The organism is Nitrosomonas supralitoralis (genome assembly GCF_003011925.2).
GTDB classification, from domain to species: Bacteria; Pseudomonadota; Gammaproteobacteria; order Burkholderiales; family Nitrosomonadaceae; genus Nitrosomonas; species Nitrosomonas supralitoralis.
Genome location: NZ_PXXU01000001.1, coordinates 55,094 through 67,439 on the forward strand (window position 1 = coordinate 55,094; position 12,346 = coordinate 67,439).

11 protein-coding genes and 1 pseudogene are annotated in these 12,346 nt (G+C 44.6%); 11 read left to right on the forward strand and 1 reads right to left on the reverse strand.

The window, feature by feature from the left end; translation table 11 throughout:
* Positions 1-26 precede the first annotated feature (26 nt).
* Together C7H79_RS18280 and C7H79_RS19370 are read left to right on the forward strand one after the other, a co-directional pair.
* Positions 27-467, forward strand: coding sequence for a cryptochrome/DNA photolyase family protein (locus C7H79_RS18280; RefSeq protein WP_197714558.1), 441 nt, complete (start codon positions 27-29; stop codon positions 465-467).
* Positions 403-1,011: pseudogene (locus tag C7H79_RS19370) on the forward strand (FAD-binding domain-containing protein). Before C7H79_RS18280 ends, C7H79_RS19370 begins: the two are co-directional and overlap by 65 nt.
* Here C7H79_RS19370 and C7H79_RS00200 read toward each other — a convergent pair.
* Entirely contained in the window at positions 981-1,649 is a 669-nt protein-coding gene (locus C7H79_RS00200; protein WP_106705281.1) for a DUF8692 domain-containing protein, read from the reverse strand. The pseudogene C7H79_RS19370 and the gene C7H79_RS00200 sit on opposite strands and share 31 nt — an antisense overlap.
* Before the next feature lie 826 nt (positions 1,650-2,475).
* Between C7H79_RS00200 and C7H79_RS19190 the strand changes: the two genes are divergently transcribed.
* From C7H79_RS19190 to tkt, 9 genes are all read left to right on the forward strand, one after another.
* A complete protein-coding gene (locus C7H79_RS19190; protein ID WP_258577617.1) occupies positions 2,476-2,601 on the forward strand; it encodes a hypothetical protein in 126 nt (41 codons plus the stop codon).
* A gap of 445 nt (positions 2,602-3,046) precedes the next feature.
* A complete protein-coding gene (locus tag C7H79_RS00205) occupies positions 3,047-3,382 on the forward strand; it encodes a hypothetical protein (protein ID WP_106705282.1) in 336 nt (111 codons plus the stop codon).
* Positions 3,383-3,493: 111 nt separating this feature from the next.
* Positions 3,494-3,766: a PepSY domain-containing protein gene (locus tag C7H79_RS00210; RefSeq protein WP_242447051.1), complete on the forward strand. Its 273-nt coding sequence runs from the start codon at positions 3,494-3,496 to the stop codon at positions 3,764-3,766.
* Between the two features lie 72 nt (positions 3,767-3,838).
* On the forward strand, positions 3,839-4,525 hold the full coding sequence (locus C7H79_RS00215; RefSeq protein ID WP_106705284.1) for a response regulator transcription factor: 687 nt from the start codon (positions 3,839-3,841) through the stop codon (positions 4,523-4,525).
* Positions 4,522-5,868 (forward strand): ATP-binding protein, encoded by a 1,347-nt coding sequence (locus tag C7H79_RS00220; protein WP_106705285.1) that lies wholly within the window; start codon positions 4,522-4,524, stop codon positions 5,866-5,868. The genes C7H79_RS00215 and C7H79_RS00220 overlap by 4 nt, the downstream gene beginning before the upstream one ends.
* A gap of 1,104 nt (positions 5,869-6,972) precedes the next feature.
* Positions 6,973-7,995, forward strand: a complete 1,023-nt coding sequence (gnd, locus tag C7H79_RS00225) for a phosphogluconate dehydrogenase (NAD(+)-dependent, decarboxylating) (RefSeq protein WP_106705286.1) — start codon at positions 6,973-6,975, stop codon at positions 7,993-7,995.
* A gap of 2 nt (positions 7,996-7,997) precedes the next feature.
* Positions 7,998-9,422, forward strand: coding sequence for a glucose-6-phosphate dehydrogenase (gene zwf, locus C7H79_RS00230; RefSeq protein ID WP_106705287.1), 1,425 nt, complete (start codon positions 7,998-8,000; stop codon positions 9,420-9,422).
* A 43-nt stretch (positions 9,423-9,465) separates the two neighbouring features.
* Positions 9,466-10,287 carry an ROK family protein gene (locus C7H79_RS00235; protein ID WP_119983654.1) on the forward strand — a complete coding sequence of 274 codons (822 nt, stop codon included), beginning with the start codon at positions 9,466-9,468 and terminating at the stop codon, positions 10,285-10,287.
* A complete protein-coding gene (gene tkt, locus C7H79_RS00240; protein ID WP_106705288.1) occupies positions 10,280-12,343 on the forward strand; it encodes a transketolase in 2,064 nt (687 codons plus the stop codon). Before C7H79_RS00235 ends, tkt begins: the two co-directional genes overlap by 8 nt.
* The last annotated feature ends 3 nt before the right edge of the window (positions 12,344-12,346 follow it).

A 12,346-nucleotide genomic window follows, 5' to 3' on the forward strand; every position in this document is an offset into this window, starting at 1 on the left:
GGTTGGTTTTTATACCTATAAAGATCATGAGTTATTTGAAAAAAGAGATCAACAAGGATTCGAGCAGCCCCTATCTAGGGTATACCCCCTATCTGCGCAAATGGAGAAAGATTCAGAATCAGACAATACTGATGACTTATTCAACCCTGGCAAAACTAGAGAATACGATAAAACATCAACGGCTGCCGAATCTTTCTCTGGCAGATATTGGTTTTGTTCGATCTAGGATAGTCATTCCAGGCTATCGATTGAACGCGGCATTGGTGCAACATTATACGCGTGACAGGGATTTTCCTGCATTAACCGCCACATCGCTGCTGGGGCCTCATTTGCGATTCGGCACTATAAGTATTCGAAAAATCTTTCAGAAAGCACCAAACAGTGGAGACGATAGCTTCAGTAATGAACTGGTCTGGCGTGAATTCTTCACGCCAAATATTATGGCATTTCCCCCATACCCAAAATAGCAGTTTCAAGTCGCACCATGATCGCATTGAGTGGCTAAATGACGAAACCAAATTCAGGCATTGGTGTGAGGGAACAATCGGTTATCCACTGGTCGATGACGGCATACTGCAACATAGTGCAACCGGCGTAATGCACAAGCGGCTCCGCATGATCAGCGCGAGTTTCTTGTGTAAACATTTATTGATTAATTGGCGTTGATAAGAAGCATATTTCGCCAGAAAATTAATGGATTGAGAAATTGCAAGCAATGTCGGAAAGTGGCAGCGGGTAGCAGGTTGTGGTGTGAATGCCGCATCCTATTTTAGAATTTTCAACCCAGAAACGCAACTCAAGAAATTTGATAAAGATTACATTTATACTCAGACATGGATAAATGACTGGCACACATCCGCCGGCCCGATTGAACACACATGCAAGCGTCAACGTTGCTTACAAGTTATCGACAAGCTATCGATTAACTCGATACCGTTGCGAACGAGACAATCGTTCGGATCACACTCTCCAGATCGACTTCACTGTTTGAGTAATGGCACTGTTTGTTGATAACAGGTACGAGTAAAATATATCAACCACGTTACTATACCAAACAGCTTGAAACCATCTTCGACCAGAACTGCAATACCCGTTTGCCGTAACACCAGATCAGAAAGCATGGATAATGCCAGAAAACCACAGGCTATCAACAAAATGAGGTAATCCGTCTGCAAAATAATCCTGGCAAATAGAAGGAAAAAAAACAGCATTGCTAAAATATACGCCAAATAAAAAACTTTCTCCGGCACATTTAAGTACCGTGGAAAGATATGCTCATGCAATAAAAAAAAATCATCGACCAATAATACAAAGGTCAGCGTAGCCGAATATAATAAGTATAGCCCAATTTTCTTGCTGCCCCTTTTTATCAAGAGCACTGCCACAAACAGACAAATAGCTGCTGTAAATGCCCATAGCAATACTCCCAAATTAGACATGACCCCGAGAAACGGGTTGAATTTGAGTATTGCAGCAGGCTCCCGGAAGAAATTATCAATCAATATGTTGTACTGCCAACTGATTACCCAGACCGAAAATAGAGTGATTAACACAATCAAATAAGGAATCAGAAGCAAACGCAACGAACTTTTCAGTTGATTAAGTATTTTATTGAAGAAATCACTGCTCATCATTTCAGTTAGTTTCATACGCAGCTCTATTCTATATAAACAATTGATACATACAGCACTAATACGCATACGGTTGAGTTTGCTTGTGACACAAACAAGTGTCAAGTTTATTCCAGACAATCAGATTATGAATGCTTTAGCCAAATGGTTCGTTCAACACAATCTAAAAATATCAGAATTAAAGATGCTGAGATAGTAACCTCGCAAGAATGTAATTACTACGCAGAATAGTCACTCAACTCTTTGATGTGCCCGGCTATTACAGTATCGAAAGTATCTACGCCAACTGCATAAAGTTACTTACCTTTCTTTCAACAGAATTTATGCATGGATTAAAAAAAGACACACTTAACCAAATATTCACCCTTCCACTACCCGTCTAGACCACAATAATAAAATCTTAATAAACAATTACACAAAATATTTTTTTATATCATATGCGCCAGAAAATATTATAAATATTTATTAATTACAACAACAAATACTCAATATTCCTTGCCCTTATTAAAAATCACAAGTAGAAATTTAGTATACAAACATTCAATGATTTCTATCACAATGCAGTCTTCTGATGCGTTTCCATTCCATACTGGTTTTTTTAATGTTATCCTTATTGCGAGTAAGTTCTTTTCTTATTCGAATAAAACCATATGTTGGGATTTTAGAAAAATCTGCAAATGGGAAACTAAATGACCTTCTAAAAAGGAATCTTTCTCCATATAAGAAAGTTTAATTCCGGATAAAGATTTTAGATTTGGGATATGGTTTGTAATTAATAAAGTTTCAACGTGACATTAAATTTGTTTAAAAACAATTTTTGATTTTAATAACAAAGGAGATTCTCATGAAATATTTACTATTAGCAGCTGTTCTCTTAGCGTTTACACTCCCTTTAACCGCATGTGGGGGCGAAGGCAAACCAGGCCAATACCCACCAAGCCTTTATAAAGACAATAAAGAAGGCGATTGACTTTCATTAAAATTTTCCTGCCATTGATTCTCTGGTAGATACGAGAGAGTCTAATAATAAAATTGCAGGATAAATGAGAAAACAAGTGATTAGCTCTCTATTTTTGATGCGAAGATCCTATCAGAAATTTTAAAAACTTGTTTTCAATAGGGCCCTGGTGGAATATACAGGGCCCTTATTCAGAAATTAACCCGACAACATTCTTCAGCCGGACTCTGATCAAAAAACCCGACAGCAATTTCGTTGATATTCCACCTCTTATGATGACTCTCCACAGATTAACGTGTCATCCAATGCTCCTCTCAAGCAATTTCCCACTTGGCATATACAGCACCTGCTGATGCACGATACGCCTAATTTCTCATTCAGCTTTCATTCATTATGTTCTGTGTAAATTCACATCATCAGGAATAAACCTGAAATGAATAATTGAAGGAGAAATATTATGAATACACAACCAACAAAACTGATCCGTCTGTTGCTAAGCTTAGTATTAGCAATCAGTTTAGTAACCCCATCACTAGCAAATGCTGGTAAAGGCCATCATCACAAACATCATAATGGCCATCATCACAAACATCACCATGGCCATCACCATTATAACAATCACGGTGGATATGGTTATATTTATAGCCAGCCTCGTGGTTATTACCAGCCTTACTACCCACAACCACGATACATCTATAACTACAATAACTATCCTGCGCCGGTATATATCCCTCCACCTCAAACGGTAATGGGTATTGGCACCGGAAATGTGGATTTTATGATACGCTTCTGACAAGCATGGCTCGCAACAGGTATTAAACGCCTTACCTGTTGCAGCTTGATTCTATCTCCTCCGTTTTGAGTGGTCGGTATGAATATAGGATGGAAAATTTTAGTGATTTTAATGACCCTTATTGCCCCCAATGCTCTATTAATTGCAGCCGGGCAAAACAACAAGGCAAACCATCATCGTACCGGCACCGAAAACAGCACCAGCCCAGTTGCTGAGATTACAGAACAAAAAGCGATTACGATTGCACAGCAACATTTCAAAGGCCGGGTACTGGCGATTAACCAGAAAGGACATACCTATCGCATCAAAATACTCAGCCAACAAGGTACAGTCCACACAATTCTAATCAATGCGTTGGATGGTTCTGTGATATCCACTCACTAACTCTAAACTTCATGAAGTGCACTGCCTCAAATCAGCCCAATCTTTTTTCATTCAGTATCTCAGGAGTATTCAATGCGCATTCTGGTCATTGAAGATGAATTCAGATTACAAAGCCAGATTCGACAGCAACTGGAGATTGCAGGTTATATGGTTGATACTTGTAGCGATGGCGATGAAGGGTTATTTCTTGCCTCGGAATACCCTCTGGATGCTGCCATCATAGATATCGGTTTGCCCGGAAAATCCGGCCTGGAAATTATCAAGACGCTGCGTGAACGTGGAAGCCTGCTGCCGATTCTGATACTAACCGCCCGCAGCAGCTGGCAAGACAAGGTGCAAGGCTTGGAAATGGGCGCGGATGACTATCTGACCAAGCCATTTCAAATGGAAGAACTGCAAGCCAGAGTAAAAGCTCTTCTGCGTCGCGCAACCGGCATATCACAGACATTTTTAACATGTGGCCCTGTCACATTGGATGTTAATGCCCAATCCGTTACTGTCAATAGTGTAGATATCGAGCTCACATCGTTTGAATATCGCTTGTTGGAAGAACTGGTTCGCCATCGTGGCGAAATTCTTTCCAAGCAAACTTTATCAGACTACCTTTATCCGCACGACGAAGACCGCGACAGTAATGTGCTTGAAGTCATGATCGGCCGGTTGCGCCGCAAACTCGATCCCGATGGCATCTTGAATCCGATCGAAACCATGCGTGGCCGCGGTTATCGCTTTACCCTAGAGTGCAATAAATCGTCATGATGTCATTAAACCGGCGTATTCTACTCAGTGCAACTTTGGTTTTGCTGGTTTTTATCGTTGGAATTGCCTTGACACTAGACCGTGCTTTTTATGACAGTGCACGTTTAGGTGTTAAAGATCGGCTATTCGCCAAATTACTCATGCTCATGGGTGATGCTGAAGTGGAAGATTCCAACGAACTGGATGTGCCTACCAATTTGCTGGATGCTGAGTTCGGTCACGTCAATTCAGATACCTATGCGTTTATCGTCGATCCGACCAATACTATTGCCTGGCGCTCCAACTCATCTCTTAACAAGCCCATGCCACCTATCGCATTATTGGAGAAAGGTAGAAAAGAATTTAGCCAAATCATGCTCAATGATGAGCCTTACTTCATCTTTCGCTACGGTGTTGCCTGGGAAACCCCTGCCGGAGATTATCCGCTGACTTTCATTGTTATCACGGATACCGTGTTGTTTGAAGCACAAATTGAACGCTATCGAGAAGACTTATGGGGCTGGCTAAGCAGTATGGCCATCTTTCTATTAACAACACAAATGTTAGTACTACACTGGGGATTACAGCCGCTTCGCAAAGTATCAACGGAGCTTGCCGCTATAGAATCCGGTCAACAAGAAAACCTAAAAGGGAGTTATCCAAATGAGATACAAGCCTTAACCGATAGCATCAATTCTTTAATCAATCACGAACATAAGCAGCAGAAACGTTATCGTAATGGTCTTGCTGACCTGGCCCACAGTCTTAAAACACCGCTCGCGGTTTTGCAGGGCGCAATCCATGGCGAAGAAGATGAGACCATTCGACGCAAAACAATTCGAGAGCAAATAGACCGCATGGATAACACCATCCAATATCAGTTACGCCGTGCCGCAACTGCCGGTAGTTCGCCGGGCATGGGGCTGATTGTGCTACGCCCGATGGTCGACCGAGTTGTCAACACCGTCACTAAAGCCTATCGGAACAAGCATCCACACATTACCATCGAAATCGACGAAACCATCGGTTTAAAAATGGATGAAGGAGACTTGATGGAATTACTTGGCAATCTGATTGATAATGCTTTCAAATGGTGCCGCCAGAGTATTCATTTATCCGCATACAATCAAGAGAACCAGGTAGTCATTCAAGTCAAAGACGACGGCTCCGGCATTCAACCTCATGAAATTGCTAAAATTTTAGAACGCGGCGTACGCGCCGATCAATCCACGCCTGGTCACGGAATCGGCCTGGCCATTGTGCGTGATATCATCCAGGTTTACGATGGAGAACTCTCGATTGAGAATCACCCAGCCGGCGGCCTCTGCGTCACTTTACGTCTAAAAGGAAGCAAGCAGCACTGATTCTGTTCACAGTAATTCACGGAAACTTCAGCACCACTAGCAGACTGTTGAAAAACGTTTTCGAGGCAACTGGTACAAGGCAAAAAAACCGAAAAACGCAGTTCATGCATAATAAATGTGCATTTTGAGTCTGCTTTAAACCGTAGCTACAACTCGGATAGTTTTTCGACGGCCTACTAGATCTGTTTTATCCTAGCCTACTAATTATGCACTTCAGTTCTTCTCTAAAAAAACTCCATACATACTGGATGTATATTGTTCCAAGACTCCAAAAAAAGATAGTCTACAATGATTCATCGCCACTGCAGACTATCCAGAGCGAGGATAATTCTGTTTCTTAAGAATATGCACTTACGGATTTATTTGTTCTTCTGCATCCTGCCAGTCTTTAATTCAAGTCCGATTCGAATTCGTGAACCTGTGCTTGGTAGTAAGTCAAAACGTGAAAAATGAACAAAAAGCTTATACTAAATTCCCTGCTGTTCAAATCATACGGAAAAATAACAGATCATAATATTCGTGCTGACACGTAAGAATAAGACCTTATATATCTGCATATTTGCAGAATCTTTACGCGAGCTCCACAAAATTAAATCACTGCCGACATTGCTCAAGAAATTTATTTGTTAATTCTTCAAAGATTTGAAAGCTTATGCTGCCTAAAAACAACATTTAATATCAATGCTTGTTCTGATCATAATACTCGTCCACCTTCTTTATAAACAGGCAGCATCTTTCTCGATCAAGCCTTTATCAGGCTTCTTACATAACGGAAGGCTAACTTAAGGAACCTCAGAACAGCTTCATTTGACATTCCTAGTCTAGTGTTGGATGTTTTGGAATCGACGATATGGGCTTTTGCAACGCTCGAAATGACTGTTAATCAGAAACTCATTAATCTATAAATCATTTGACGGCGATTTTTCGAAAGCGCATTATTTGACTGACTCGAATCATCCAGCGGTTGGCTTTCGAATCATTCACCATTTGCACCTAAAGCCATCTTTCTCTGGTTTCGTTGCGTTTTGTTTTCAAATACTACGAAATTTAGCGATGGAGCTGATCGAAATTTTCTGAGCGTAATCAAAATGGAGATAATTTAATATGCAAGTAGGAATGATCGGTCTTGGACGAATGGGAGCAAACTTGGCGCGGCGTTTAACGAAAGATGGTCATACCTGCGTGGCCTATGACGTCAATAGGGTCGCCGTCGAAGCATTAGCAGGACCAGGGATACAAAGCGCCGATTCACTCGATGATTTTATTGCCAAGCTCACCCAGCCGCGTGTGATTTGGGTGATGGTGCCCGCCGCTGTTACCGGCAAGACGGTCTCGGATCTGGCAACATTACTTGCTCCCGACGACATCATCATTGATGGCGGCAACAGCTATTATCGCGACGATCAAATGCGCGCCAAAGAACTTAAGACACGCGGCATCCATTACGTAGATTGTGGAACCAGCGGAGGGGTATTCGGACTTGAGCGAGGTTACTGTTTGATGATTGGTGGCGAAGATAGCACAGTCCATTATCTTGAGCCAATTTTTAAAAGCATCGCGCCAGGGGTTGCGGCTGCGTCACGCACTTCCGGTCGGAACGATACACCTGGCCCTGAAGAACATGGTTATCTACACTGTGGTTCGAACGGCGCAGGCCACTTCGTGAAAATGGTTCACAACGGTATCGAATATGGATTGATGGCGGCTTACGCTGAAGGACTTAATATTCTCAAACACGCGGACGTGGGGCTACATTCAAGAACACAAGACGCAGAGACTACTCCTCTGCGCGATCCGGAAGCGTATCAATACCAAATCGACATCGCTAAAGTTGCGGAAGTATGGCGTCGAGGCAGCGTAATTTCATCGTGGCTGCTCGATTTGACAGCAACCGCGCTGGCAGGAGATTCAGAGCTTAAGCAATTCTCTGGACATGTATCGGATTCGGGCGAGGGGCGCTGGACTACGCTCGCTGCGATTGATGAGGGTGTGCCAGCACCGGTCATCAGCGCCGCATTGTTCGGACGATTTGAGTCTCAGGGCGAAGCTGATTACGCCGATCGTATACTGTCGGCCATGCGCAAACAATTTGGTGGCCATGATGAAAAACAAAAGGATGTCAAGTGACTATGGATAAATCCAATCCTGAATTAGCACCATCCGATGCGCTAGTGCTTTTTGGCGCGACAGGCGATCTCGCGCACAAAAAGATTTTTCCTTCACTCTACGCGCTGGTCAAGCGAAACGCTTTAAAGGTACCTATCGTCGGCGTCGGTTTTTCGGGATGGGCCTTGACGCAATTGCAAGAACGAGTAAAAGACAGCATAAAAAATGCGGTAAAAAACATTGATTTAAACGTGCTAAATCAATTACTCTCATTATTGCGTTATGTGGACGGTGACTATAAAAATCCAGAGACGTTTCAAACACTCAAAAATGCTCTTGACGGAATCCGACATCCGACTTTTTATCTCGCAATACCACCCGCCTTCTTTGCTGCCATCATTAAGGATATTGGATCTGCCGGTCTGGCTGAGCACGGGCGTGTCATCGTAGAAAAACCTTTCGGCCGGGATTTAGCTTCGGCCCAAGAACTTAATCGTGCTGCACATTCAGTGTTTCCGGAAAGTTCGATTTTTCGCATCGATCACTTTCTGGGCAAGGAAGCGATTGAGAACATCCTTTATTTTCGGTTTGCTAATTCATTTCTGGAGCCGATTTGGAATCGTAACTACGTGGCAAGTGTCCAAATTACCCTGGCAGAGGATTTCGGGGTAGAAGGCCGAGGCAGCTTCTATGACAAAGTAGGCTGTTTACGCGACGTGGTTCAAAACCATCTCTTCCAGATAGTAGCTCTTTTGGCCATGGAGCCTCCTGCCAGTCGGAATTTTGAAGCTCAGAGAAGTGAAAAAGCCAAGGTATTTCATGCAATGCATTCGCTCAAGTCTGAAGATTTAGTTAGAGGTCAGTTTGAAGGCTATCTTCAGGAGCCAGGGGTTGCAAAGAATTCTGACACAGAGACTTTTTGCGCCCTACGGCTCTTTATCGATTCGTGGCGCTGGGCAGGAGTACCCTGGTATCTGCGCTCAGGTAAATGTCTGGCCGAAAGTGGCGCAGAAGTTCTGGTGCAGCTTAGGACTCCGCCTCAAAAACTTTTCGAAGATGCCTGGCCGACGGCTGGTCGAGCGAATTATCTGCGCTTCAAATTATCTCCTTGTCCTGCTATTGCATTATCCGCGCGTGTCAAGCGCGCAGGAGAGGAATTCATCGGCGATCAAAAAGAGCTATATCTCCTGAATACTCAGCCAGACGAGCAAGCGCCTTATGAGCGACTTTTGGGCGACGCACTGGCAGGTAATGGCGCACTTTTTACCCGGCAAGACACGGTAGAAGCTGCTTGGACAGTACTTGATAAAGTATTGAAAAAACATAGGCCAGTCAACCTTTATAAACCAGGCAGCTGGGGACCGGAAGAAGCTAATGCGCTGATTTCAACCCATGGTGAGTGGTATAACCCCAAACTCGATCCGGTGACTCGAGCGATGTTCTTATGAATAAATATCGAACCCTGCTCCACACCGGAGATTTCCAGCGACCATGAACACACAGACTTCGCATAATATTTTAGTGATTGATGTGGGCGGAACAAACATCAAACTCTTAATGACCGGACACCATAAGCCTCTTAAGATACCATCCGGCCCGACCATGAGTCCGAAAAAAATGGTTAAACAGATCAAGGATGCGACGAGCGACTGGAACTATGATTGCGTGTCAATTGGCTACCCCGGCCTTGTTATTGGCGGTTGTCCGGTCCATGAACCATTTAATCTTGGCACCGGGTGGGTAAGTTTTAATTTCCAGAAATCATTCGGTTGTCCTGTGAAACTGATTAACGATGCAGCGATGCAGGCACTCGGAAGCTACTGTCAGGGACGCATGCTCTTTCTCGGTTTGGGTACGGGACTCGGATCGGCACTGATAGTCGATGGGATACTAGAACCTATGGAACTGGCCCACCTTCCCTACAAGCATGGAAAAACATATGAAGACTATCTTGGTCGACGCGGATTAGAAAAACGGGGCAAGAAAAAATGGCGCCGATATGTATTTGAAGTCTCAAACAAATTGAAAACTGCCCTTGAAGCGGATTATGTTGTATTGGGAGGCGGAAATGCCAAGAAACTTAAAAAACTTCCTGAAGGGCTGCGCATGGGTGACAATGACAACGCATTTCTTGGAGGCTTCCGTTTATGGGATACCACCGCGATGGATAAGAGTTGTAACTTAGTCTTAAACACAATGTCCAGATCACTTACCTGCTCGTATCTTACCTTGCCAAAGCATAAAACAGCTCATGAATTTGTACGCCAACGACTGTCAAAAATTCAATCAGTACAAGAGAAAATCCATGACTAACGATGAACTCGATCAGCTATCCATCAACACTATCCGCACGCTGTCGATCGATGCTGTGCAGGCAGCGAATTCCGGTCATCCTGGCACGCCCATGGCATTGGCGCCGCTAGTTTATACACTCTGGAATCGCGTGATGCGATTCGATCCTCAGGATCCGATCTGGCCCAATCGAGACCGATTTGTGCTATCGAACGGTCACGCATCGATGCTGTTGTGGTCAGTGTTACATTTGACTGGAACGCGTGCAGTCAATGCAGACTACGAGAAGCTGGGAGAACTTGCAGTAACACTGGAGGATATTCGTCGTTTTCGTCAACTCGGCAGCAAGGCTCCCGGTCACCCTGAGTACCATTGGGTTTCAGGAGTGGAAACCACTACGGGGCCGCTCGGACAAGGTGTAGCCACCAGCGTCGGGATGGCAATTGCCGAGCGATGGCTGGCAAGTCGTTATAACAAACCCAATTTCAACCTCTTCGACTACAATATCTACGCTGTCTGCGGCGATGGTTGTCTGATGGAAGGCGTGAGTTCAGAAGCTGCTTCCTTGGCCGGTCATCTTGCCCTCGACAACCTGTGCTGGATTTATGACCACAACCATATCACGATCGAAGGCAGCACGCAGATTACGTTCACTGAGGATGTGGCGGCACGATTTCGCAGTTATCGCTGGAATGTCCTGCATCTGAATGACGCAAACGATATCGAACAAATTGATCGCGCCATGCAAATGTTCCGGAAAACTAAAGGCCAGCCAACGCTTATAATTCTCGACAGTCATATCGGTTACGGCTCGCCGAATCGGCATGATACTGCCGCAGCCCACGGAGAACCGCTCGGCACGGACGAAGTGCGCCTCACCAAGCGCGCATATGATTGGCCGGAGGACTCACAATTCCTCGTTCCAGATGAAGTACGTCAACACTTCGCAGATAGTGTCGGCGCACGCGGTGCATCCGAGCATCGTGCGTGGATAGACTTGTTTTCCGAATATCGCACCGAATATCCTGATCTCGCCACTCAGATTGATCAAATGCAACGCCGTGAACTGCCGGAACAATGGGATCAAAATCTACCGATATTCCCTGAAGACTCAAAGGGACTGGCAGGACGGGAAGCATCAAGCAAGGTACTGAACATACTGGCGCAGAATATCCCTTGGTTACTCGGTGGCTCCGCCGACCTTGGCACATCAAATAAAACCTTGTTAACGGCTCCAGATACCGGAGATATGCAGGCTGAAACACCGGGAGGAAGAAATCTTCACTTCGGTGTTCGAGAGCATGCGATGTACGCAATTGTAAATGGAATGTCGTTATCCAAATTGCGACCCTATGGCGCCACTTTCTTCATCTTTAGCGATTACGCGCGTCCAGCGATTCGCTTGTCAGCCTTGATGGAACTGCCGACTATTCTTATTTTCACTCACGATGCCATGGGAGATGGAGAGGATGGTCCGACGCACCAACCAATTGAACAACTTGCTTCTTTGCGCGCCATTCCTGGCTTAACACTATTACGTCCCGGGGATGCTAACGAAGTGGTCGAGGCATATCGAGTGATCATGCAACTGCGTCATCGTCCCGCTGCCCTTGTATTGTCACGCCAGCCTCTTCCAACGCTGAATCGCAACAAATATGCCCCAGCTTCAGGTGTGGCTCGTGGGGCTTATGTACTTGCAGACTCTCCGGACGGCAAGCCTGAAATTATAATTATAGCAACCGGCAGCGAGATCAGCCTTGCTGTGCAAGCGCATGAAAAACTTGTTGCTGAAGGTGTCAGTTCTCGCGTGGTATCTATGCCATCATGGGACATCTTCGAGCATCAAACACAAGAATACCGTGACAGTGTATTGCCTGCCGACGTGAAAGCACGAGTGGCTGTCGAACAAGCATCCACCTTTGGCTGGGAACGCTATGTGGGCAATAGTGGTCGTGTTATTGGAATGCAAACTTTTGGTGCTTCTGCTCCCTTGAAAGAACTGCAAAAAGAATTCGGTTTCGAGTCTGAACGCATTGTAACGGTCGCTAAGGAATTACTGGGAAGATTCAATACATAACCT